This is a genomic window from Paenibacillus sp. FSL R5-0912, from assembly GCF_000758605.1.
GTDB lineage: Bacteria > Bacillota > Bacilli > Paenibacillales > Paenibacillaceae > Paenibacillus_AQ.
On sequence record NZ_CP009282.1, the window covers coordinates 4,474,353 to 4,497,509 of the forward strand.

Annotated in this window: 23 protein-coding genes; all 23 read right to left on the bottom strand. The window is 49.9% G+C overall.

Annotated elements, in window-relative coordinates; genetic code table 11:
• Nucleotides 1-170: 170 nt before the first annotated feature.
• Nucleotides 171-743, bottom strand: coding sequence for a phosphate propanoyltransferase (gene pduL / locus R50912_RS18830; RefSeq protein ID WP_039294751.1), 573 nt, complete (start codon nt 741-743; stop codon nt 171-173).
• A gap of 157 nt (nt 744-900) precedes the next feature.
• Entirely contained in the window at nt 901-1,899 is a 999-nt protein-coding gene (locus R50912_RS18835; RefSeq protein WP_042237067.1) for a dipeptidase, read from the bottom strand.
• 265 nt (nt 1,900-2,164) lie between these two features.
• Nucleotides 2,165-2,425 carry a stage V sporulation protein S gene (locus tag R50912_RS18840; RefSeq protein ID WP_019910496.1) on the bottom strand — a complete coding sequence of 87 codons (261 nt, stop codon included), beginning with the start codon at nt 2,423-2,425 and terminating at the stop codon, nt 2,165-2,167.
• A gap of 202 nt (nt 2,426-2,627) precedes the next feature.
• Nucleotides 2,628-3,422 (bottom strand): TIGR00282 family metallophosphoesterase, encoded by a 795-nt coding sequence (locus tag R50912_RS18845; RefSeq protein WP_039294761.1) that lies wholly within the window; start codon nt 3,420-3,422, stop codon nt 2,628-2,630.
• Nucleotides 3,423-3,488: 66 nt separating this feature from the next.
• On the bottom strand, nt 3,489-5,030 hold the full coding sequence (gene rny, locus R50912_RS18850) for a ribonuclease Y (protein ID WP_042237068.1): 1,542 nt from the start codon (nt 5,028-5,030) through the stop codon (nt 3,489-3,491).
• A 308-nt stretch (nt 5,031-5,338) separates the two neighbouring features.
• A complete protein-coding gene (locus tag R50912_RS18855; RefSeq protein ID WP_042237070.1) occupies nt 5,339-6,073 on the bottom strand; it encodes a regulatory protein RecX in 735 nt (244 codons plus the stop codon).
• A 134-nt stretch (nt 6,074-6,207) separates the two neighbouring features.
• Nucleotides 6,208-7,272 carry a recombinase RecA gene (recA, locus tag R50912_RS18860; RefSeq protein WP_042138075.1) on the bottom strand — a complete coding sequence of 355 codons (1,065 nt, stop codon included), beginning with the start codon at nt 7,270-7,272 and terminating at the stop codon, nt 6,208-6,210.
• A 284-nt stretch (nt 7,273-7,556) separates the two neighbouring features.
• Nucleotides 7,557-8,846 carry a competence/damage-inducible protein A gene (locus R50912_RS18865; RefSeq protein WP_042237073.1) on the bottom strand — a complete coding sequence of 430 codons (1,290 nt, stop codon included), beginning with the start codon at nt 8,844-8,846 and terminating at the stop codon, nt 7,557-7,559.
• Nucleotides 8,847-8,905: 59 nt separating this feature from the next.
• Nucleotides 8,906-9,493: a CDP-diacylglycerol--glycerol-3-phosphate 3-phosphatidyltransferase gene (gene pgsA, locus R50912_RS18870; RefSeq protein ID WP_039294770.1), complete on the bottom strand. Its 588-nt coding sequence runs from the start codon at nt 9,491-9,493 to the stop codon at nt 8,906-8,908.
• Nucleotides 9,494-9,643: 150 nt separating this feature from the next.
• Nucleotides 9,644-10,135, bottom strand: a complete 492-nt coding sequence (locus R50912_RS18875; protein WP_042138080.1) for a YajQ family cyclic di-GMP-binding protein — start codon at nt 10,133-10,135, stop codon at nt 9,644-9,646.
• Nucleotides 10,136-10,369: 234 nt separating this feature from the next.
• Nucleotides 10,370-10,531, bottom strand: a complete 162-nt coding sequence (locus R50912_RS35635; RefSeq protein ID WP_167347618.1) for a hypothetical protein — start codon at nt 10,529-10,531, stop codon at nt 10,370-10,372.
• 83 nt (nt 10,532-10,614) lie between these two features.
• Complete coding sequence (locus R50912_RS18880; protein WP_042237074.1) at nt 10,615-11,565, bottom strand: RodZ domain-containing protein; 951 nt, start codon at nt 11,563-11,565, stop codon at nt 10,615-10,617.
• Between the two features lie 29 nt (nt 11,566-11,594).
• Nucleotides 11,595-12,362: a DUF3388 domain-containing protein gene (locus R50912_RS18885; RefSeq protein WP_042237076.1), complete on the bottom strand. Its 768-nt coding sequence runs from the start codon at nt 12,360-12,362 to the stop codon at nt 11,595-11,597.
• 147 nt (nt 12,363-12,509) lie between these two features.
• A complete protein-coding gene (locus R50912_RS18890) occupies nt 12,510-12,770 on the bottom strand; it encodes a DUF3243 domain-containing protein (RefSeq protein WP_036692667.1) in 261 nt (86 codons plus the stop codon).
• 115 nt (nt 12,771-12,885) lie between these two features.
• Entirely contained in the window at nt 12,886-13,653 is a 768-nt protein-coding gene (gene ymfI / locus R50912_RS18895; protein ID WP_042237078.1) for an elongation factor P 5-aminopentanone reductase, read from the bottom strand.
• On the bottom strand, nt 13,653-14,933 hold the full coding sequence (gene yfmH / locus R50912_RS18900) for an EF-P 5-aminopentanol modification-associated protein YfmH (protein WP_042237079.1): 1,281 nt from the start codon (nt 14,931-14,933) through the stop codon (nt 13,653-13,655). The genes ymfI and yfmH overlap by 1 nt, the downstream gene beginning before the upstream one ends.
• A 2-nt stretch (nt 14,934-14,935) precedes the next feature.
• On the bottom strand, nt 14,936-16,216 hold the full coding sequence (yfmF, locus tag R50912_RS18905; RefSeq protein ID WP_042237082.1) for an EF-P 5-aminopentanol modification-associated protein YfmF: 1,281 nt from the start codon (nt 16,214-16,216) through the stop codon (nt 14,936-14,938).
• 182 nt (nt 16,217-16,398) lie between these two features.
• Nucleotides 16,399-17,265: a spore cortex-lytic enzyme gene (gene sleB / locus R50912_RS18910; RefSeq protein ID WP_081956571.1), complete on the bottom strand. Its 867-nt coding sequence runs from the start codon at nt 17,263-17,265 to the stop codon at nt 16,399-16,401.
• Between the two features lie 372 nt (nt 17,266-17,637).
• On the bottom strand, nt 17,638-20,316 hold the full coding sequence (locus R50912_RS18915; protein ID WP_042237084.1) for an FtsK/SpoIIIE family DNA translocase: 2,679 nt from the start codon (nt 20,314-20,316) through the stop codon (nt 17,638-17,640).
• A gap of 94 nt (nt 20,317-20,410) precedes the next feature.
• Nucleotides 20,411-20,626, bottom strand: coding sequence for a YlzJ-like family protein (locus R50912_RS18920; RefSeq protein WP_042237086.1), 216 nt, complete (start codon nt 20,624-20,626; stop codon nt 20,411-20,413).
• The gene (locus R50912_RS18925; RefSeq protein ID WP_231637907.1) at nt 20,623-21,357 is read right to left on the bottom strand and encodes a ClpP family protease; all 735 of its coding nucleotides are present in this window, start codon (nt 21,355-21,357) and stop codon (nt 20,623-20,625) included. The genes R50912_RS18920 and R50912_RS18925 overlap by 4 nt, the downstream gene beginning before the upstream one ends.
• A gap of 178 nt (nt 21,358-21,535) precedes the next feature.
• Nucleotides 21,536-22,555 carry an anti sigma factor C-terminal domain-containing protein gene (locus R50912_RS18930; protein WP_052416492.1) on the bottom strand — a complete coding sequence of 340 codons (1,020 nt, stop codon included), beginning with the start codon at nt 22,553-22,555 and terminating at the stop codon, nt 21,536-21,538.
• A complete protein-coding gene (locus tag R50912_RS18935) occupies nt 22,552-23,049 on the bottom strand; it encodes an RNA polymerase sigma factor (protein WP_231637675.1) in 498 nt (165 codons plus the stop codon). The genes R50912_RS18930 and R50912_RS18935 overlap by 4 nt, the downstream gene beginning before the upstream one ends.
• Nucleotides 23,050-23,157: the final 108 nt, after the last annotated feature.

The following is a 23,157-nucleotide window of genomic DNA, read 5'->3' on the forward strand; positions in this document are numbered from 1 at the left end:
CATAATGATAACACGTTTTGCCATTAAAAAGAAGCGATACTTTCATCTCCCCTCTTCAAAACCAATATACGCCGGACTTTTTTCAGTTGTTCTTTAATGCTTTTCGAAAAAACAAGAAAAAAAGCAGAGGATTTCTCCCCTGCCCGTTGCCTTGCAATACTATTATAAGACTAATCTACGATTTCAGCAGTATCGCCGTTATTGGCACCTGCAGCGTTAGCTTCGTCGGTGTCGATATGCATATCAAGCTTGAAATTGTCGGATACACGGGCGATTACGTTCTCCAGCACAAGGCCGCGTTCGCCGCCAAGGCGTACCTTCAGGAGCTGCTTGTCGGCAATGCCCCAAGCTTCTGCTTCAGAAGTGTGGAAGTGGATGTGACGGGCAGCCACGATGACACCAGTCTCCAGTTCAACTTCACCGGCTGGACCTTTGATAGTAATGCCTGGTGTTCCTTCAATATGGCCGGATTCACGTACAGGTGCCTTCACGCCGAGGCTGAATGCGTCTGTGCGCGATACTTCCAGCTGGGAAGCCGGACGGGCCGGGCCGAGAATTCTCACTTTGTCGAACTTACCTTTGGTACCGATTACTGCTACTTGCTCATTTGCTGCGAATTGTCCTGGTTGGGAAAGGGGTTTGAACTCAGTCAATTGGTAACCTGCTCCAAACAATGCTTCCACATGCTCCTGCGTAAGGTGAATATGTCGGGCCGACACACCTACGGATACAGTCTTGCTCATTTTTAAGTCACTCCTTGTATTTTCTCTAGTATCTGTACAAGCCACTGAACATTATACATCTTATTACTCATAAAAAAAAAGACCCTCATCACAATGAGCGCCTTTTTTTCGACATTTTACGATTCGATAAATGGATTGTCATAGTTTTGCCATTTTATTATCCCTCTGGTGGGGACAGCGGATTCGCTCCCGCAGAAGAAGGCAGATGCGTTCTTAGGAAAGTCAGCGCATTCCCGCACAACCAGCCTTTCACCTCATCCTCAGGGTAGTACCTCAGCAGCAAGTCGGTAAACTCCGCATATTTCCCCGGATGCTCAAGGCCCTCGACCCACATCTCAATGCCGTCAAAATCTGAGCCGAACATGAGCTGCTTCGAGCCTCCCAGCGCGCAGACATGTTCAATATGCCTCCGCACATCATCCACCTTCGCCCCTCCCCCGTCGCGTACAAACCAGGGGACAAAGGTTAATCCCATCCGCCCGTCCATCGCAATCAGCGCCTGAATCTGCCCGTCACTCAAATTCCGCGGATGGCCGCAGATGGCCGCGCTATTGGAATGTGAAGCTATGAACGGGCGCTTACTGCGCTCCGCCAGCTCCCAGAAGCCTGCCGGTGCCAGATGGGACACATCCAGCAGCATGCCGCTTCCGTTGCACCACTCGATCAGCCTCCTCCCCTTCTCCGTGAAACCGCCATTGCGCTGCTCCAGCACACCATCCGCAGCCCAGTTGGCGTAATTCCAGGTTACCCCCAGGAAACGCACTCCCAACTCAAAGCATAGCTGTGCATAGAACAGATTGCCCTCCAGACCGTCCACACCCTCCAGAGAGAGCATCCCGAAGGCAGGGGCTGTAAGTATCTGTTCATCTGCCTCTTCCTTCCAGCGGAGCCACTGCAGGCCCCCTGGACCAACTACCTTCTGCCGGAATAATTCAATTTGCCCGAGAACATCCTCAAACTTCGCTCTTCCGCGGTCCGCCGACAAATAAACCGCAAAAACCTGAAGTTCGACATTCCCCTCCACCAGCCGTTCTGCCGTCACGTCCAGACGAGGGTCATTCTTGAAATCTATCTCCGGACTGGCCTGCAGCTTGCTTAAAGCATCGCAGTGGAAATCCGCCACTCTCAGCTTCTTGACACTCACTGTAAAGATCATCTCCCTTCTCTTGAAGAACAGAATAACGGTGGAATCTCTTATTTATAAGTGTATGCCACAGCATCAGGGAAGAGACGGGACAGTAAGTGAACACGGCTACGCCATCCTTCAAGGAACGGGGTGTCTAAGCGAGAAATAGAAGGATAAGTTATCAGGCAGAGCTTATAAATTCTATATATCAAAATAACCCCACAAAGTGGGGCACCCCAAAAATACAAAAACCTGTTTACAGTGTAAACAGGCTCAATCTAAAAAGGTCATATAATTATCTGGGTTCAACAATAAGTTTGATCGCCGTCCGGTCTTCCCCATCAATCACTATATCCGTAAAAGCCGGGATACAGATCAAGTCGACTCCGCTAGGTGCGACAAATCCCCGGGCGATGGCAACTGCTTTGACTGCCTGGTTCAGTGCTCCTGCTCCAATAGCTTGTAGCTCGGCCGATCCACGTTCGCGAAGAACACCTGCTAGTGCGCCAGCAACGGAATTCGGATTGGATTTAGCTGATACTTTTAATACATCCATAGTAAGTACCTCCCCTGGGAAAATGATGGTGTTCTTCTTCCACTACAGTAGATGTTATTCGCGAGAGAAGATTTAATTCCTTCTTTTTGCGGACCTCTCTGGAGAAATTAGTTCAAAAGATACTCTTTTTCGATATAATAAATATCACACTTCACCCAAAACAAGCGACTTTTCCCGAAAACCCTGATTTTTTGTAAATCCTCTAGCTCATCACCCATTCATCTTCACGCAGCCGGATCTTCTCCAGTCGTGTCGCCTTACCTGTAGCTTCATCAAGTTCTGCAAATAAACCGTGCAGCTGCCATTTGCCTTCGTCGACTACAAACCGGGAGGGAAGCTGAGTTGTAAATTTATAGATGATCGCATCCTTTTCCATACCCAGAATTCCTTCTCTTGAACCAACCATGCCCGCATCTGTTAAATAAGCCGTGCCTCCAGGCAGGATTACATCATCATTGCTCTGTACATGAGTGTGCGTACCAACAACGATCGAGGCGAGGCCGTCCATGAAATAGCCCATTGCAATTTTTTCGGAGGTAGCTTCAGCATGGAAATCAACCAGAATACATTTATGCTCTCTGCGCAGCTCTTCCACAATCTCCTCGCCAATGCGGAAAGGATCATCAATTGCCGGAAGGAAGGTGCGGCCCTGCAGGTTCACAATTGCCAGCTGTTTGCCGTTGCCTTTAACGACTGTGTACCCTCTGCCCGGAGTCCCCGGCGGAAAATTAGCCGGACGGATGATCCGCGGCTCGTCATCAATGAACTCAAAGATATCCTTGTTGTCCCAGGTGTGATTGCCCATCGTAATCCCGTGCACACCCCAGTTGAAGAATTCATTGGCAATAGCCGCTGTGATGCCTCTTCCGGCTGCTGCATTCTCACCATTGGCAATAATAATATGCGGCTGATATTTACTTTTCAGAGATGGCAGCATTTCACGCAGTGCCTTTCTGCCCGTATTGCCAACGATGTCACCGATAAATAAAACTTTAATGATTTTCTCCTCCTAAAAGTTTTGTATGAAAGAAAAAAGGCCCCGCAGGGGGGCCGATTTCCTTGCTTATTTAGCATATTCTACAGCACGTGTCTCACGAATAACGGTAACCTTGATATGACCCGGATAATCCAGCTCACTCTCGATCATCTTCGTAATGTCACGAGCCAGACGGAATGCTTCCGCATCATCAATCTTCTCTGGCTGTACCATTACGCGGACCTCGCGGCCTGCTTGGATAGCGTAGGATTTCTCAACGCCTTCGAAGGACTCCGAGATCTCCTCCAGCTTCTCCAGACGTTTGATGTACGTTTCCAGGGTTTCGCGGCGTGCGCCGGGACGTGCAGCTGACAATGCATCAGCAGCTCCGACCAGCATAGCAATCACCGAGGTAGCTTCGCAATCTCCGTGATGGGACGCGATACTGTTGATAACCACCGGATGTTCTTTGTACTTCTTCGCCAGTTCGACGCCGATTTCAACATGCGAGCCTTCTACTTCATGATCAAGCGCTTTGCCGATATCATGCAGCAGTCCGGCACGTTTTGCAAGCACGATGTCTTCCCCAAGCTCACCGGCCATAAGTCCAGTCAAATAAGCAACCTCCATGGAGTGCTTAAGTACGTTTTGACCGTAGCTCGTACGGAATTTCAGACGGCCCAGAATTTTGATCAGATCCGGATGCAAGCCGTGAACGCCAACCTCGAAGGTAGCTTGTTCACCGTATTCACGAATCCGCTCATCCACTTCTTTACGGGATTTCTCCACCATTTCTTCAATCCGTGCCGGATGGATACGTCCATCAGCTACCAGTTTCTCAAGTGCTGTACGGGCCACCTCACGGCGGATCGGATCAAATCCTGACAGTATAACCGCTTCCGGCGTATCATCAATAATAAGATCAATCCCCGTAAGAGTTTCCAGGGCGCGGATGTTACGGCCTTCGCGGCCAATAATCCGGCCTTTCATCTCTTCATTCGGCAATGTAACAACAGAAACCGTGGTTTCTGCCACATGATCAGCTGCACAGCGTTGAATAGCCAGTGTAATAATCTCGCGGGCTTTCTTGTCCGCTTCTTCCTTGGCCTGCTGTTCTATTTCCTTAATCATCTGAGCAGTTTCATGGCGAACTTCCTGTTCAACATTGCTGAGAATGATACTTCTGGCATCATCGATGCTCAGATTGGAGATACGTTCCAGCTCAGTAACCTGATTCTTGTAAATAACATCAATCTGCTGTTGGGTTTCATCAATTCGTTTCTCTTTGTTAGCTACTTGTTCTTCTTTTCGTTCAAGCGATTCCATTTTTTTATCCAGCGATTCTTCCTTTTGCAGCAAACGTCTCTCTTGCCGTTGGATTTCATTCCGACGTTCACGAGTTTCTTTCTCAGCTTCGGTACGGATTCTATGAACTTCGTCCTTAGCCTCGAGTACCGTTTCCTTCTTCAGCGCCTCCGCCTCTTTCTTCGCGTTCTCCACGATGACTACGGCTTCTTTCTCTGCGCTTGAAATCTTAGCTTCTGCAAGGGATTTACGAATAAAATAACCGAATCCAAAGAATGCTGCAGCTACAACGAGAACGATAATGACCCAGATCACTGTTTCCATCTGTTCACCTCCTCGTTGATATCCTCCAAGGCTTACCCTTGGGTATTTGTGCAGTTGTTAAACTATCCGTTCATCACCATACAAAAAACCGGTAATACACCGATTGCCATACTGCACATGCTGCACATGCACACTGCCCGCCTTATCCGGCGATTACATTTCATATGAGTTGTACGCGAACCGGAACATAAGAGTCTGCTTTTTGGGAAGGAAAAAGGATTCTTAGTTTATGCCGATTCATGTTATATTTTATTATTTATAAAAAGACATTGTCAAGAGAGTCGATAAACGCATTAAAGTCAAGAGAATCAATCCAGATCGAAAATCTCCTCTTCTTCCCCCGCAGAATCCTCTTCCGCACGTAGAATCTGGATCACCTGGCGTACCATTTCACCGGAGAAACCTCTGCGCATCAGAAAGGCGCCCGTCTTGCGCCGCTTCTCATTTATATCTCCGCGGAGCAAATTCCATTTCTTCCGCCCGGTCTGCAGTGCGCCCTCCATTTCCTGCTCAGGGGTGATCTGATCGAGTGCTTCAGAGATCAGCGATTTATCAATCCCCTTCTCGCGGAGCTCCTGGCGGATCCACATTTTGCCCTTGCGCTGGTTCGTTATGCGCTGTTCCGCCCACTGCTTGGCATACAGGGGGTCATCCAGAAGCCGCTCCTCCTGCAGCCGCAGCAGAACTTCGGCAATAACAGTCTCCCCTATTTCCTTCTCCCGTAAACGGCGGGCCATTTCCTGTGCCGTTCTGGGCTTACGTTCCAGATATCTCAGACCTTCTACGTAGGCCCGCTGGCGTTCATCAGCAGCAACAATTTCCTCCAGATCCGCCTTCACAAACGAGCTTCCGGAAATCATCCGGTATTTAATCATGACATCTTCATGAACAGTCATCTTATAGGCACCGAAATGAATCAAATAACGGTAGTTCGACTTCTTCAGCCGCTCTACGCGCGTGATTATGAGCTCTTCATCTTCGGGAAAATCGGCCAGAATCTGTACATCCTGTTCATCCGGCTCAGAATCCAATTGTATCACCATAATTGTCATTCACCTCGTTAACATAGACATAATGCCGTTTAATTTACGAAAAAGCGCCCTGCTCATTCATCACAGGGCGCCTTATATCTTATCTTCATTATTAAAATTAAATTGCTAAGGACCTGCAACTTACCTTATTCAATCTCAAGCAGCAATTTCTCTTCTTCCTCTTGTTCTGCAACCACATCAGCTTCTGTTGGTGCAGCTACCAGAGTAGATAAGTTACTTGCTTCGCGGATCTTATTCTCGATCAACAGGGCAATATCCTGATGTTCTTTCAGGAACTGCTTGGAGTTCTCACGACCTTGGCCAAGACGCTCACCTTCATAAGAATACCAGGCACCGCTCTTGTTAACGATATCCATCTCAGTACCGATATCCACAAGGCTTCCCTCTCTGGAAATCCCTTCGCCGTACATGATATCCACATCCGCTTGCTTAAACGGAGGCGCCACCTTGTTCTTCACGACTTTGATCTTGGTGCGGTTACCCACAACATCGTTCCCCATCTTAATGCTCTCTACCCGGCGTACGTCGAGACGAACGGAGGAGTAGAATTTCAGAGCGCGTCCACCCGGAGTGGTCTCAGGGTTACCGAACATAACTCCGATCTTCTCACGAAGCTGGTTAATGAAGATGGCAATCGTGTTGGATTTGTTAATGGCACCCGAAAGCTTACGCAAGGCCTGGGACATCAGACGTGCCTGCAAACCTACATGGGAATCTCCCATGTCGCCTTCGATTTCGGCCTTCGGTACCAATGCGGCAACGGAGTCCACAACGATGATGTCTACAGCCCCACTGCGAACGAGTGCTTCAGCAATTTCCAGTGCCTGTTCGCCCGTATCCGGCTGGGATAGCAGCAATTCATCAATGTTAACGCCAAGCGCATTCGCATACTTAGGGTCAAGGGCATGCTCCGCATCGATGAAAGCAGCTTGTCCGCCAAGCTTTTGTACTTCTGCGATAGCATGAAGTGCAACGGTCGTCTTACCGGATGATTCCGGTCCGTATACTTCAATAATGCGTCCTTTGGGAAGTCCGCCAATACCTAGTGCAATATCAAGTGCCAAAGATCCGCTAGGTACTACTTCCACTTTCATGTGAGTGGATTCTCCCAGTTTCATGATCGAACCTTTACCGAATTGTTTTTCTATTTGACGAAGCGCCATATCAAGCGCTGCACGACGATCTGACAATCAGACCACTTCCTTCACTGTTTATAGTATTATAATAACGTGTTTTGGAGGTCTTGCCAAGCTTTTTTTCGAACATACATTCGTTTTTTTTGTCTCCCGGGTTAATACTCCCTTTTATTGTAAGCCTCCTTCCGGATGATAGACACACAAGCTTAATCCTCAAAAGGTCTCACGCGGTGGATCATAGAGGTCACGCCAGCGGGGAATATAAACAAAGAACCGCAGCAGAGAATTTCTATGCCACGGTTCTTCCGTATGAACAAATTATATACCGGCCCGGTTGATTATTGCAAGGCCGATCCTTCAAGCGGGGTTGCCACTTTGCGTTCCTCCAGCCGGCGCCAGAGGCGGTACAGCAAAGCCTTGACTGTACGCAGGCGGATGTTCTCACGGGTTCCCTTGAGATTCAGCTCGTATACTTCCGTCTTCCGGCCGCGTTCGGCCAGTCCGACGAACACAAGCCCCACAGGCTTCCGTTCGGAATAGCCCGGCCCGGCTACACCGGTAACAGACAAGCCAAAGTCACAATCCCCGATCATCCGCACCTGCTCTGCCAGCACTTCGGCTACCTCACGGCTGACCGCTCCGGGTGCATCAGGACCCTCCAGCATAGCTGAAGGCACATTCAGCAGCTTCTTCTTCAAATCGTTCGAATAACAGACGATTCCCCCGGCGAACATGGATGCACTGCCCGGGATGTTCGTAATGCTCTCCATAAGCAGTCCGCCCGTGCAGCTCTCAGCAGCACTAAGCGTCAGGCCTGCATCCGCCATCCAGTCGACAATCAGCTGTTCCAGCGGCACATCAATATTGGCATACAGATTCTCTGGCAGAATTTCGGCAATCTTCTTCTCCAGCACATCAAGCTTAACCATAGCCTCACGCTCGGACGGGGCTTTGGTGGAAATACGCACTGTCACCTCGCCTTCCTTGGCGTAAGGAGCAATCGTAGGATCGCTCTGGCCGCGGATCAGGTCAATCAGCTTGTCCTCCAGCAGCGATTCGCCAATGCCTGCAAACTTAAGCATCTTGGAGTAGATCGGCATTTCGCTGGTCAGTGCATGCTGCTGCAGCCAAGGCTTGGCTTTATCTGTGAACATCGGCTTCATCTCCCGGGGAGGACCCGGCAGCACGATGTAATACTTGTTATCTTCTGCAAAAGCAATACCTACCGCAAGGCCGATTTCATTAGACAACGGTGTCGTCCCTTCAATCACCAGCGCCTGCTTGCGGTTATTCTCAGTCATGATAATCTTGCGGTCATCGAAGAAGCGCTGCACATGATCCATAGCAAGCTGGTCGATATGAAGGGTACGGCCAAGCGCCGCAGCCAGTGCATCTTTGGTCAGATCATCTTCTGTCGGTCCGATTCCACCGGTGAACAATATAATATCCGCACGGTTCTGTGCAATCTCAATCGCTTCCAGAAGACGGTTCTTGTTGTCACCAACTACGGTCTGAAAATATACATCAATCCCTAACGCAGCCAGCTCTATTGAAAGAAACTGGGCATTGCTGTTTACAATCTGTCCAAGCAAAAGTTCTGTTCCAACGGCAATAATTTCCGCTTTCATAGCTGGCGTTCTCCTCCTGATTGTAGAAATCATGCAAAAATCAAGCAGCTCGGCAAACTTCAGGCATTATGTAGCTGCAGCAAGTCCTTGTTCTTCACAAAATAATCAATCCCCGAATAGATGGTGATAATCGCTGCAGCCCAAATTGCAATATCATCCACCGGGATGCTGACGAACTGGAACGGGAAATTGTTGAGCAGAAGCAGCGATATTGCGACAATCTGAGTGACAGTCTTTATCTTGCCCCATTTGCTAGCGGCCACTACTTTGCCTTCAAGCAGTGCCACCTGGCGCAGGCCGGTCACGGCAAATTCGCGGCTGATGATGACAATGGCAATCCAGGAATCGCATCTTCCCAGCTCAACCAGCGAGATCAATACTGCAGAGACCAGCAGCTTGTCTGCAAGCGGGTCCAGCAGTTTGCCGAGATTGGTGACCATGTTATACTTTCTGGCTATGTACCCGTCTATTCCATCTGTACTGGCGGCAAGCAGGAAAATAACAGCTGCAATCAAATGATTAATTGAAAGCTGAAATGAGCCCCAATGTATCGGTTCCGGATAGAAGCTGAAATCCACCAGCAGAAAAAACATCATAATCGGGATAAGACAAATACGTGCAAGCGTGATGCGGTTGGGCAAATTCACTGAAGTTCCTCCCCTGATCCATACGAATCCGATATTCCACAATTTCCTTCAAAACTGCTTTAGCTAGTATATTATAGCCATAAATAAGTGTCAAAAAAACATAAAACACCCCGCAAAGTAAGATGCGTATACACTGCGGGGTACGTAAGCTTACTTTAAATTGTTAAACTGCAGATCGAGCGGCAAATCAGCTTTGCGCAGGAGCTGGATAATTTGCTGGAGATCATCGCGGCTTTTGCCGGTAACACGGATCTGATCACCCTGAATGGTGCTCTTCACCTTCAACTTGGAGTCGCGGATCAAGATGTTAATCTTCTTCGCGTTCTCCTGATCAATTCCCTGCTTCAGGCCCAGACGCTGGCGTACAGTGCCCAGTGAGGCGGGTTCTACTTTGCCGAAATCCATATTTTTCAATGTAATTCCGCGCTTAACCATTTTCGACTGCAGGATATCGATAACCGCATTAAGCTTGTATTCATCCTCTGAAGCAATGATCAACGCATCTTTTTCCAGCTTTAGACTGCTTTTGCTGTTCTTGAAATCGAAGCGGTTATCAATTTCCTTCTCCGTCTGGTGAACCGCATTGGTCAATTCCTGCATATCCATTTTGGATACAATGTCGAATGAACTTTCCGAACTCATGATTCCACGTCCTTTGCTTACATTTAGTCTGTTCCTATTATATGAGAAAGGGACTCTTAAGTCTAATACTGGAAAGAAAAGCAGCGCCGGCATTACAAAATAACCCCACAATGTGGGGCCTTGGCTTCCTGAGATAGAACATATAAGAGACAGAGCGTATAACTATGTATTAAGGATTACATAATAAAAAACACGTCTCCCGAAGCAAACTCCGGGAGACGCTCAATCCAGGCATTATCTGCTACGTGCAGGAGCCCGGAACATATCCAGAATCCCGAGCACAATATGTGCCAGTCCGAAGCCCAGAATACCATAGCCCCAGGCACTCGGTGTCAGATAATATCCGAGGAGACTGACAATAATGCCAAGCCCTGTTACGATCCAGCTGACGGTCATGAGAGAATACACCTCACTTTGGAGTATGAACTGTAAATCATTCCTAGGTTCTCCAATCCGCCGAAACCTATACATTGGATTTGCTATTCGGTAGTGGTACTCTCACCGTCAGCAGCTGCACCATCAGTGCCGGAGGCAGAAGTTCCGTCATCCAGCTCCAGAAGCAGCCGGGACGATGTTTTGCCATCGGTAATAACTTGTCCGTTCACTGAAATTGTAGTAGCCGGGGAATATCCGGATTTGATGTACATTCCTGCACTTCCGAGCGTAAAGCTCATATTATCGCCAGCCTTAGTGTTCCCGAAGCTTAGCTTCTCCCCCTTGGAGTTCTCGCCCTGGTAGACTTCAAGCCAGCTGACTCCCGTTGCGGCAATCTCTACCTGAACCGAGCTTCCCGCAGGTGCCGTAACCTTATAGATTGTCGTTTTGCCCGACTTGCGGTCCTCTGTAACCGTTATGGACTGCGTGGACGGAGTCGGGGAAGGCACTGGAGTAGCAGTTGGTGCAACAGTCGCAGTTGCTCCAGTATCCGTAGTAGCTGTAGCTGCTGCACCGCCGCCGGCCGCTGTGGCTGATGGTTGAACCTTCGCCGGATCTTGCGTAGCGGCAGTTAAATTCCCTGAATCCGTTTTGTCCGCCTCTTCTTTATTCATCGTTGAAGATGCATACAGATAGATGACCACAAGGATTAAGACAGGAAAGGTCCACATCAGCAAGGTAGGCAGCCACTTGGCATTCCGTTCCGTTTCAGGCTTGCGGCTCCGCTTCTGGATCACTGTCTCCATGGTGGTATCGACCGGAGCCGCAGGCACATTGCCGTGCTCCTCCATCAGTTCATCCGGGTTTACCCCGACCGCTTCAGCATAGGTTTTGATAAAGGCCCGGACATAGAAACTTCCCGGAAGCACTTTATAGTCACCTGCTTCGATGGCTTCCAAATATTTTTTGCGGATCTTTGTTACTTCCTGGACATCATCAAGACTCATCCCTTTTTGCAGACGCGCCTCCTTCAAATGCCGGCCCAGTTCCGACATACCATCACCTCCTAAAAATATTGTATATATTAAAGATCATCACTGTAGCTTGTCGTAAACGACTCGTACAATATCTCTTCGTTCGGCATATTGCGCAGCTCGATAATGATATCGAAATCATCAAAGGTGTACTCGGATTCCCGCACAAAAATATCCGGGTGCTCAATCACCTTGGTGCTCGGCATACTCATAACGTTCTGCAGCAGGTTGTAATGCTTCTCATTCGAACGTATAGTGCTGACAATTCCGTCAATGATGAATACATTATTCGGGTTCAGCTCATCATCCGCCAGTTGGCTCCGTACCGTCTGCCGCAGCAGCGTCGATGAGACAAAGGTCCAGCGCTTCATGGCACATACACTGCCGGCAATAATAGATTCCGTCTTCCCTACACGCGGCATGCCTCGTAGACCTATAACCTGATTCCCTTCCCGCTTAAACAATTCACCGAGGAAATCCACCAGCAGTCCGAGCTCATCGCGGGTGAAGCGGAAGGTCTTGCGGTCATCCGAATCGCGGTCAATATATCGTCCATGCCGGACAGCAAGCCTATCCACAAGCCGTGGAGTGCGCAATGCCGTAACCGTTATATTATCAACTTTTTTGAGCATCTCGCCCATCAGCATGATCTTCTCATCGTCACTTGTTTCCAGCAGCATCCCGCGGGTTTTGCCTTCAACACCGTTAATCGTCAGGATATTGACTTCCAGCATTCCCAGCATTGAAGCGATATCTCCAAGGAGACCGGGTCTGTTCTTATGTATCTTGTACTCCATATACCATTGTTTATATTCCACTTTTGCGCACCTCATAGATTCCTTTTCCCTGCATGTCACTTTCGCTACACGGGTCATGTTAATGATATATAAAAAAAAATTGAAAGGCAAGGACACTGTTGTAATAATTGCAGAAAAGCTCCCGCTAGGGGAGCTTCTTCCGCGTGCTTATGCGTTTTTCTTTGCCAGTTTGACCATGAGTCCAGCAATGGTATGCTTCTCATCATCCGTTCCGACATCCCAGAGCTCTTTGATGGCCCGGTTGGAATAGTTGCCCGGATCGACCTTCTTATCGAGGAATTCCCCGATTTCAAAAGCCAGCTTGGTGATGGTCTCGTCGCTCATCCCCATTTTTTCAGCCTGAATGACCCGGTCTCCCAAAAAGCTTTTCCAGGTATCAAAGTTCTTCACTACGGAATCTGTTGACATCTTAAATCCTCCTCAAGTTGTAATGATATTGAGATTTAAAAGCAACAGTTATAATATGTCTCAAGCCGGAAGTTCTTATGCTGGAGCATTTCTCCAGAACTCATGCTGCCTGGCCTTAAGTAATCCAGCCGCCGTTCGGACTGATGATCTGGCCGGTAATATAGCCCGATTCAGGCAGCGCAAGAAAATAAACCAGCGATGAAATATCTTCAGGAGATGCAAGCCTCCCCGCAGGGATCTCATCCTCCAGCATCTTTACCTCATCCGCCTGCAGATTGGCCAGCATGGCCGTGTGGACCGCTCCCGGTGCAACAGCATTCACTGTGACCTTGGAAGGCGCCAGCTCCTTCGCCAGCGCCTTGGTAAAGGCATTTACTCCGCCCTTGCTGGCCGAATACGCCACTTCACAGGATGCGCCCGAAATCCCCCATACGGAAGATACATTAATAATCCGCCCGTAACGCTGGGAGACCATATAAGGCATAAAAATCTGGCTGCACAAAAAGGTGCCCTTCAGATTCACCGCCATAATATCGTCCCACTCTTCCTCCGTTACGTCTGCAAGCATGCCATAATGCGCCTTCCCGGCATTGTTGACCAGAATATCCGGCATCATGCCGCTGGCCTCAAGCCGCTCGGCCATACGCACAAGCTGGCTGCGGTCCTTCATGTCCGCAGCCACAGTCATCACCTTTGCCCCCAGCGCCATGCACCGCCGGGCAACATCATTCGCCGCTTCATGCGAATTCAAATAATGAATCACAATGTTCATGCCTACCGAAGCAAATCGCTCGGCGATGGCTCCGCCGATTCCCCCGCTGCCTCCGGTAATAAGCACTGTCATTTCTCCAATCGCTTTGCTGTCCTCTCCCGGTAATGCCATTAAGGACTCACCACAAGCGATACGGCCAACTGCTCCCAGTCCACATGATTACGCAGCCGGTCATTCACTTCCTCCAGTGTGATCGATTCATAAAGGGGAAGCACTTCGAACAGATCTCCGCCGCGGAACTGGTAGCGGGTGAACTCATGGGCAATGCTCTCCGGCGAATTCAGCATACGCAGATAGCCGCCGATTTTCTTTTTGCGGGCACGCTCGAAATCCTTCTCGGCGAAGCCCGTCTCCTGGATATGTCCAATCTCTTCTTTGATCCGGTCAAGCAGCAGGCCCGGATCTTTGGTATCGCCACCGATTGCCGAGAACGCATACTGCGGGGAGCTGTTGAATTCATGGCCGAAGCTGTCCGAGATCAACTCCTCATCATAGAGCTTCTGATACAGCGCCGTACTGCTGCCGAGCAGCAGATCCAGCATCAGTCTGGTGGTCAGATCACGGCGAACTGCCGCCTCACCTGTGAGGCCATCTACCTTTTCCTTGAACCCGAACATCATTTTGGGAATGGAGACCGCGAGGCGGCTCTCCACATGCTTCGATGCCACCTCATGCGGCTCCTGCTCGAAGATACGGGTGATTTCACCCTGCTTCTCATAGTTTTTACCCTTTTGATTGTTGCGGATCAGTTCAATTACCTGCTCAGGATCGACACCGCCGACAATGAACAGCAGCATGTTACTGGGATGGTAGAAGGAGTTGTAACAGGTATACAACGTTTCTTTGGTAATGGTAGCGATCGACTCAATGGTTCCGGCAATGTCAATATGAACCGGATGTTTGGCATACATCGCTTCAATGAGCCCGAAATACACACGCCAGTCCGGGTTATCCGCATACATGTTAATCTCCTGGCCGATGATTCCTTTTTCCTTCTCCACATTCTCATCCGTGAAATAAGGACGCTGCACAAAATCAACGAGGGTACTGAGATTCTGCTCAATATTCTCCGTCGCTGAGAAAAGGTATACCGTCTGGTCAAAGCTGGTGAATGCATTCGCAGAAGCGCCGTTTGAAGCAAAGGTGGCAAAGATATCGCCTTCCGGCTCTTCGAACATTTTGTGCTCCAGGAAGTGAGCGATACCGTCAGGCACTGTGGTTTCTTCTCCGCCAGCTACCTTAAAGTGATTGTCTACCGAACCATATTTGGTCGCAAAGGTAGCGTAGGTTTTGAGAAAAGACGGCTTCGGCAGCACATACACCTGCAGACCGTTATCCATAACCTCATGATAGAGTGTTTCTTGAAGCCTTTCGTAATGAAGCTTTTCCACCGCTATTCCTCCTTCCCTGTCAGGAAATAAATCGTATCAAGCTGGAAGGTGTCTGCCGCTGCCTTCACTTCTTCCGCCCCGATGTGGTCAACCTGGTCCATCAGTTCCTGTGCAGAACGGTCTTTGCCTGATAACTGGCGGTTGAAATCAAACGAAATCATCTCAAATGCTGAATCTTGAATTTCGGACAAAAGGTTGCGGATCATCGCTTTGGTCTGGCTCAGCTCCAGATCACTGATATTCCCGGCCTTCAGCTCATCCAGCTGCTTGCGGATAATATCAACGGCCTTACCGTAATTCTGGGTTTCGATTCCCGATTGAATCGTCCCGATGCCCTTATGCCCGTCGTAGCGTGAGGAAGCATAATAGGCCAGGCTCTCTTTCTCGCGCACGTTGACGAACAGCTTCGAATGCGGATATCCGCCCAGAATGCCGTTGTACATGAGCGCAGAAGCGTATCTGTCATCCTTGTACGTGATTGAGGTGCGCAGACCCATATTCAGCTTGCCTTGATTGACATCCAGCTTCTCCTCCACCGTCCGCACTTCCGTAACCGTTACCGGGGTGAAGTCTGAGGTGTACGGCGCAGATTCGGAATGATGGGCACGGCCGAAATTGGCAATGATCAGCTTCTCTACTTCTTCCGGTGTAGTATCACCTACCACGTACAGATCAAGGGTCGCTCCATTCAGCCAGGAATTATAGGACTGGTACAGCGATTCAGGGGTGATGGTATCCAGATCGGCTCTTTGTCCGAGCGGATGCAGACGGTAGGGTTCAAGGCGGCACATTTCCTCAATGCAGCGTTCTGCCGCGTAACGGATTTTATCATTCACAATCGCTTCCAGCTTCTTGCGGACGGTCTCGCGTTCAGTCGCCACATAAGATGCGCGGAAGCTTCCATCCTCTAGCAAAGGCCGGGTCAATACTTCTCCGAGAAAAGCAAAAGATTCTCCAAGCAGGCTCTCCTTGCTCTGAACGAAGGAGTCATTGATCGTGTCCATCCGGAATTGCACAATCTGATAATCGCCGCGTTTATAAATATCGAAGCCGAAACCGGCACCATAAAGCTCTTCAAGGCGTTCGCGGAACTGTGTGGTTTCAGGGTAAGAGGCTGTGCCCCGGCGGAGCACAAAAGGAACCAGCGCTGTAGAGGTGACGGTACTTTCGTCAAGCGGAACGCCGGCATAAAGTGAGATGGCGAACGTCTTGAACGCCTTGGTAGGCAGAACGTGTATGCGCATGCCTGCGGCACTGCCATGTTGAAATCCATTATTTGTCAAGTCCAAAACTCCTTTGCGGCGAGGGTAGATGCTATACAACAAGTTTATGAAGTATTATCCATTCTAAACCATTCCAAAGTAAGGAAGCAACCGGAAGACAGCGTACCGGTTGCTCTCAGAAAAGATTTATACGGACGCTGTCATGCTGCCTTTAATGCCTTGGTGCAAAAACATTCCTACAGCTACATACAGAAAATATGCTCACCGATCGTCTTCACCTGCGGCCGGCTCCAGATCCACTTGGAGGTGGCCGTCTTGGGATTGAAATAATAGATGCAGCCACCGGAGGGGTCCCAGCCATTCAGCGCCTGTTGTACAGCTTTTCGCGCCTGTTCATTAGGCTCCAGATAAATTTGCCCGTCAGCAACAGCCGTGAAGGCCCCCGGTTGAAAAATCACCCCCGAAGGCGTATTGGGAAAGCTTGGTGATTTCACCCGGTTGAGAATGACCGCCGCTACGGCTACCTGTCCTTCAAACGGTTCCCCGCGTGATTCACCGTATACGGCATTAGCCATGATTTTCAGATCATTTTCGGATAGCCCCATCGTATTGCCGGAAGACAGCTCTGCTGTATTCGTTTTTGCTGTATCATTCTTTTTTGCCGCTGTGCCGGATGGTGTATCCTTTGTGGCGGTTGATGTCTTGGAGGCGGTAGGTTTCCAGGCTGTTGTTGCATTGTACAGTTTGAGCTTTGTTTTGGCACCAACGACTCCGTCGGACTTCAAGCCGAATTTCCACTGGAACCAGGTGACGGCATTTTTCGTTTTGGCCCCGAACTGGCTGTCAATAGCACCGGCATAATAGCCCAGATGCTTAAGTCTCCCCTGGAGCTCATACACATCCTGCCCGGAAGATCCAAGCTTCAGCGGCGTTGTTCCAAATGCGGGCAATGCTTCTTCCCCTTCGTCAGGAGTTTCCGTTATAACTGGCGCTGCAGCATACGATTGGGCGTAAGTCACGCCGCGATCTTCAAAGAATACGCCGGCAAACGGTGCGGCAGCCAAGCCAAGGGTTAGTACGGCCAAGATCCACTGCTTATGTTTTGTCATAGGGGTTCGCTCTACCTTTCTCTTGTAAGTTCTGCATGAATGGCTAAAGTTATTATGACGACTGACAAGACATCCTATGCATTACCGTAAGACTGGCAAGACCAAATCCATTGCAACTGAGAACAATTATCAACTATACTTGGGTTATGAACCAGCAGGAGTTGAGAAGAATCATGAATCTGAAGGACCACATTGTAATGTGGAACCACGCTTTAATAGAAGTTATTGATATCCGCAAGACCCTTTCACTTCGGGAGAACCTCCGTTGCTGTACCGCCTTCCAGCCAGTACATATAGTAAATGTAGATTAACCACAAATTTCCTAACTTAAAAAGATGACCCGTATTACTTCTACGGGTCATCTTTTTGGGGTTATGAACTGATTCTGTTATGCTGATACTGTTCGAGTGACATCAGCACCTCACGCGGCTTGCTGCCCTCGTAAGGCCCGATCACGCTTCTAGCCTCCATGGCATCGATTAAGCGTGCAGCACGGGTGTAACCGACCCGCATGCGCCGCTGAAGCAGCGACACCGAGGCTTGCTTGGCTTCAAGCACAATCTGGACAGCTTGTTCATATAATTCATCCTGCGGATCCTGATCTTCCGATAGGGTATCATCCACTTCAGGAACAAGGGATTCATCATAATTTGCTTCACCCTGGCTGCTTACATAATGCACAATCGTTTCGACCTCCTGATCACTCATGAAGGCCCCCTGAACACGGATCGGCTTGGAAGCCCCCATTGGCAGGAACAGCATATCCCCGCGTCCCAGCAGTTTCTCTGCACCCGGCATATCCAGAATGGTCCGTGAATCCACATTCGAGGATACTCCAAATGCAATCCGCGAAGGAATATTCGCCTTAATCAGTCCGGTAATGACGTCCACGGAAGGACGCTGTGTGGCGATGATCAGATGAATTCCCGCCGCCCGCGCCATCTGGGCAAGCCGGCAGATCGCATCCTCGACATCATTCGCCGCCACCATCATCAGATCGGCAAGCTCGTCCACAATTACTACAATGTAGGGCAATATCGCAGCCGGATTATCTTTCATTAATGTATTATAGCCTTCCATATTACGTGTGCCTGACTTGGAGAACAGCTCATAGCGCTTCTCCATCTCCACTACTATCTTCTTCAAAGCAAGACTGGCTCGCTTGGGATCGGTAACCACCGGTGCAAGCAGATGCGGAATGCCGTTATATACATTCAGCTCGACCATCTTGGGGTCAACCATGAGGAACTTCACTTCATTAGGCTTCGCCTTATACAGGATACTGGTGATAATGCCGTTAATGCAGACGGATTTACCGGAACCGGTAGCCCCCGCTACCAGCAGATGGGGCATCTTGGCCAGATTGCCTATAATCGTCTGGCCGGAGATATCCCGCCCGAACGCAATCGACAACCGTGACTCCGCCTCCTGAAAAATCTGCGTTTCCATCACTTCCCGCATGGTTACAATTGAGACCTCGGAGTTCGGTACTTCAATACCGATGGCGGACTTGCCCGGAATCGGCGCCTCCATCCGGATGTCCTTGGCTGCCAGCGCCAGCGCGATATCATCGGTAAGATTGACAATCCGGCTGACCTTGACGCCGATATCCGGCTGAATCTCATACCGGGTAACAGCCGGTCCACGGACCACCTCAAGCACCTTCGCCCTGACACCGAAGCTCTCAAGTGTAGCTTCCAGCTTACGGGCCGTCTGCATGTAGTCATTCTGGTCTCCAGCCTTAGCTCCGTTATTAGGCTTGGCCAAAAGCCGGAAGGATGGAAGCTTGTACGGCTTGGGAGGCGGAGGTGGCGGAATTGCCGGAACCACTTCACCATTCTCTGCCGTTCCCAGCAGCCCTTCCAGTTCTACAGGAAGTCCGTCCTCTGCAGCTTTATCCGCCGCTGCAGGATGTCCGGCAGCAGCAGGGAGAGCTTCATCGCCCACACCTGTAACAGCACCGCCGCGTGCAGCCGGCGAGAACTCGCTCCACTCCTCCCGGTCCTCCGCGTTCAGACCTTCCGAGCGGATGTGCTCGAAGAAGTCGCGGATGATAGGCGTAACCGGCTCCAGATCTTCTTCGGGGAATTCATCCTCGCAGAAATCCTCCGGCGGCATTCCCCTGCCTGCCGCAAGCCCTGATATTATCGGACCGTTCCGCGGTTCTGTCAGGATTACATCCGGCATTTCCCCGTCATCATATTCTTCCGTCCCGGGTTGCTGCTGATTACGGGCAGAGCCGCTGAACCAGCCGGCCACTCTTCCCAGCAGGTTCGGCTGTGCACGTCTAGGCAGCTGATTATTATTCTCTTCTTCATCGTCCTCGTAGTAGTCATCATCATCTGCCGGCTGTGGTGCAGCAGGTGTGCTGTTTCTTGCAGCCCTGGGCACTACCGGAACCGCTGCAGGGCGGTTGGCTGATCTGAGCTTAATTCCTTCCACCAGCTTAACCGCTCTTACCCGGAGCAGCGTAAACAGCTCCACATACGACAGATTGGTAATCAGCATGAAGCTGATCGCCAGCAGAACTATCATAAGCAGCTTCGCACCCAGATTGCCAAACAGCCACAGGAGAGCTGCATACTCCAGCGCTCCGATGTACCCTCCGCTGATGTCCTTGCCGAGCATGTACACACTGCTCTCACCAGCACCCGGAGACAGTGAACCTGAAAGGTCATTATGTATTTGGGCCAGCACATTGCCCGGATGCAGCATCCCGATCGGTCCCAGCTTCTGCTGCATAGCCGAAATCGTACTCATTAGGCACATGGACAGCAGCAGCAACAGCCCGCCGGTATACCGGCTGTTCCAGGTTGACGGCCATTTACGGTGAATCATGACCATCAGTCCATAGAAAATGCCGGCCAGCGGCAGCACAAAATAGAATCTGCCGAGTAAGTATCCCGCCATACTTGAAAGAGAGCGCCCTACAGCCGCTTCACCTGACAAAGCAATGACGGAGATGGTAATTAGCAGAATTCCATAGATTTCATATTTTAAAACGCTGCCCAGCAGCGCTTTTTTCTTTTTCTTTTTTCTTTTTTTAGCCACGCCAGCCACCCCCACAATATTATACCATATAATGGCGTGGCGTACCTATGTTCTCTTTTGTCAGAAAATGCATCTATAGGCAGTATGTTCGCATTTATTTGTCTAATTGAATGACCGATCCGGGGGACAGAGCTGCGTCCAGATACCTGTGGAGCGGACACTGAAGCAGCCTGACAATCCGCGCCTGACCGCCTTCAAGCGGTTCGACCTGCATCAGCATCCCCTGATAGCTGACCTCCTGCACCGGCAGCGCATAATGAAAAGCCCCCTCAAACACCTGCTCCATCGGCAGAATCGTATAAAAGGTCATTGCGGCAGCCCTCCCGGCGGCAGATGATCAGGCGAAAGCGAAACGTTTCCCGCAATCATTTGGTTCAAATGGGCCAGAGCGGCTCCTATACCGCCCACCTCATCCATAAGACCATATTTCACGGCATCCTGTCCGCCGACAGCGGTACCGATGTCACGGTTCAGCTCTCCGGTTTTGAACATCAGATCTTTAAATTGCGACTCAGTGATGCGAGAATGCGAAGTTACAAATTTAACCATCCGTTCCTGCATCCGTTCCATATATTCAAAGGTTTGCGGCACTCCGATCACAAGACCGTTCATCCGGATTGGATGGATCGTCATCGTTGCACTCTCAGCAATGATGGAGTAGCTGGAGGATACCGCGATCGGGACGCCAATGCTATGGCCGCCGCCGATTACCACAGTCACAGTTGGCTTGGATAAGGAGGCAATCATCTCGGCAATAGCCAGCCCGGCCTCCACATCCCCTCCGACGGTGTTCAGGATAATCAGCAGCCCTTTAATATTCTTATTCTGCTCGGCGGCAACCAGTTGGGGAATGATGTGTTCATATTTCGTAGTTTTATTATGCGGCGGCAATACGAAATGTCCTTCGATCTGGCCAATAATCGTCATGCAGAAAATATCCGGCTCCCCTGTAGGCACCGCCGTTTGCCCCAGCTCCTTCAGAACCCCCACCGGTCCGGGCAGCACAGGTTCACTGACCCCGGGTTTGATCTCTCCAGGCATAATCTCTTCGTTCTTGCCGCTGTTCATGCTTGCTTCTGTGAAGTCCATTGTGCGCAGCTCTCCCTTTCTGCTTACAGCACCCATCCGCTGCAGCCATACTATCTCCTGGTAGTATGACATTCCGGGGGACTCCCTTATGCAAATCCGGTTATAAAATATCAGTCTGTGTTTGTTCAAGTTAATAGGGATCTGCTACGGCACCAAGCACAGCCCCCCGGATATAGGTTTGTCCATTCAAGCTTTTCAGACCTGCGGCAGAGCCGGTGACAACAACTCCCAGAATCCGGACATCTGCGGCGTCAGGCTCAGCCTTATCCTTTTTTAGGTACCGGCTGATCCGGCTGTATTCGCTATAATAATTGTCTTTGTGCTCCAACCCGGATTGAAGCAATCCGAGAAAATCCTCCGGCGACACCTCACCGCCATTGTCATTGGGTCCGGTGCCGAATCCATAGATGCTCGAGGAAGATGACACAGGCTGCGGGCTTATCATTACGCCATCCCTACTCTCGTGGGGTTTCAGATAGAATCCGGAGCTATCGTCATACGTATCCACCCAATACCATACAGGTCTGGCCTCTTTGGGAAGCATTCTGTTTACCTCCTCGAAGGAATAGGGTTGATCAAAAGACAGCGCCATCTCTGCCAATTCATCCGGTTCCATCGCGGTAAGCAGGTTAAGGTCATTGAGGATTGAACTGTCGTATTCCACGCCCGGGATGTAATAGGCCATCTCCTTTTGCCCATTGTGCGGGTTATACTGCCTTCTGTATGCATTGCTGTCTGTGCTCCCCGGCGGCCGGATTTCCTCCAGATTCGATGTTCCCCCGTAAGCTCCGGTAGCAAACGGAAACCACCACTCGTTATAATTGAACCATTTCTCATTCCACGGAACAGGTACGCCTTCAATGATCTTGTATGTGTTCATTTCCAGCACTCCTGACAAGAATCCGCGGTTGTCTCTATAGCTGGACGTATATTCATTGGGACTGCTGATCATCAGATATTTCCATTCACTCATCTTTGTCTCAGCGGAGCGGTGGGCCACCAGCTGTGCCGCACCGAAGAATATCGCGGTCAATGTTAGAAGGGTAACGAGCAGTGAAATAACAATACTGCGGATTAAGCTTTTACGTTTAGCTTTTTTTAGTGTCAGGGCCAGATTCTGATCCTCTTGTCCTTCCCATGGGGCTGTCATTTAGCCTTACCTCCATAAATATGTTGAAACTGCTGTCTGGCACGATATAGAGAAGCCTTTACTATCCCTTCTGTGACTCCCAGAAGCGCAGCAATTTGTTTATAGGAGAAATCCATTTCATACTTCAGCAGAATTAGCTGGCGGTTCGCCGGATTCATTCGGCCAAGGATCTTCTCAATAAGTATTTTTTGCTCCTGCTGCAGCAGCATGGACTCCGGAAGTTCGCTCTCCGGCGCTTCATAATCCTCCATTTCATCAGAATACCGGAACCGTGTCTGCCTCCGGCATAGATCATAATAGCTGTTAATCGCTACCTTGTAGAGCCAGGCACTGAACTTATGCTCCTCAATTCCGTCAATATACAGCAAGGCTTTGTAGACTGTATCCTGCACAATATCTTCAGCATCCGCATTGCCGGCGCCAAGCCGGATTAAATATCTGCGTATTTCCGCCATTTTGGATTGGAGCAGCTGCTCTCTGTTTCCAGCCCCCACTTTCGCACCCCCTTGGCAGTATAACGATTGAGCTCCTTAAATGTTGTGTCCGCTGTCGAAAAAAATCTTATAGCTGCACAAAAAGCCCCTCCTCCCCAGGAAACCGTC

What these genes read in the sequence shown, in the direction of transcription:
- R50912_RS18865 (WP_042237073.1), bottom strand. Translation starts at nt 8,846, where the DNA reads ATGAAAGCGGAAATTATTGCCGTTGGAACAGAACTTTTGCTTGGACAG.
- R50912_RS18925 (WP_231637907.1), bottom strand. Translation starts at nt 21,357, where the DNA reads ATGCCTGGAGAGATCAAACCCGGGGTCAGTGAACCTGTGCTGCCCGGA.
- R50912_RS18920 (WP_042237086.1), bottom strand. Translation starts at nt 20,626, where the DNA reads ATGACCTTTTATACGATTCTGCCGATGGAGCAGGTGTTTGAGGGGGCT.
- rny (WP_042237068.1), bottom strand. Translation starts at nt 5,030, where the DNA reads ATGGAAACAGTGATCTGGGTCATTATCGTTCTCGTTGTAGCTGCAGCA.
- R50912_RS18835 (WP_042237067.1), bottom strand. Translation starts at nt 1,899, where the DNA reads ATGATCTTTACAGTGAGTGTCAAGAAGCTGAGAGTGGCGGATTTCCAC.
- pduL (WP_039294751.1), bottom strand. Translation starts at nt 743, where the DNA reads ATGAGCAAGACTGTATCCGTAGGTGTGTCGGCCCGACATATTCACCTT.
- ymfI (WP_042237078.1), bottom strand. Translation starts at nt 13,653, where the DNA reads ATGGCATTACCGGGAGAGGACAGCAAAGCGATTGGAGAAATGACAGTG.
- R50912_RS18875 (WP_042138080.1), bottom strand. Translation starts at nt 10,135, where the DNA reads ATGAGTTCGGAAAGTTCATTCGACATTGTATCCAAAATGGATATGCAG.
- R50912_RS18840 (WP_019910496.1), bottom strand. Translation starts at nt 2,425, where the DNA reads ATGGATGTATTAAAAGTATCAGCTAAATCCAATCCGAATTCCGTTGCT.
- R50912_RS18890 (WP_036692667.1), bottom strand. Translation starts at nt 12,770, where the DNA reads ATGTCAACAGATTCCGTAGTGAAGAACTTTGATACCTGGAAAAGCTTT.
- R50912_RS18855 (WP_042237070.1), bottom strand. Translation starts at nt 6,073, where the DNA reads ATGGTGATACAATTGGATTCTGAGCCGGATGAACAGGATGTACAGATT.
- sleB (WP_081956571.1), bottom strand. Translation starts at nt 17,265, where the DNA reads ATGACAAAACATAAGCAGTGGATCTTGGCCGTACTAACCCTTGGCTTG.
- R50912_RS18880 (WP_042237074.1), bottom strand. Translation starts at nt 11,565, where the DNA reads ATGTCGGAACTGGGCCGGCATTTGAAGGAGGCGCGTCTGCAAAAAGGG.
- R50912_RS35635 (WP_167347618.1), bottom strand. Translation starts at nt 10,531, where the DNA reads ATGACCGTCAGCTGGATCGTAACAGGGCTTGGCATTATTGTCAGTCTC.
- R50912_RS18930 (WP_052416492.1), bottom strand. Translation starts at nt 22,555, where the DNA reads ATGACAGCCCCATGGGAAGGACAAGAGGATCAGAATCTGGCCCTGACA.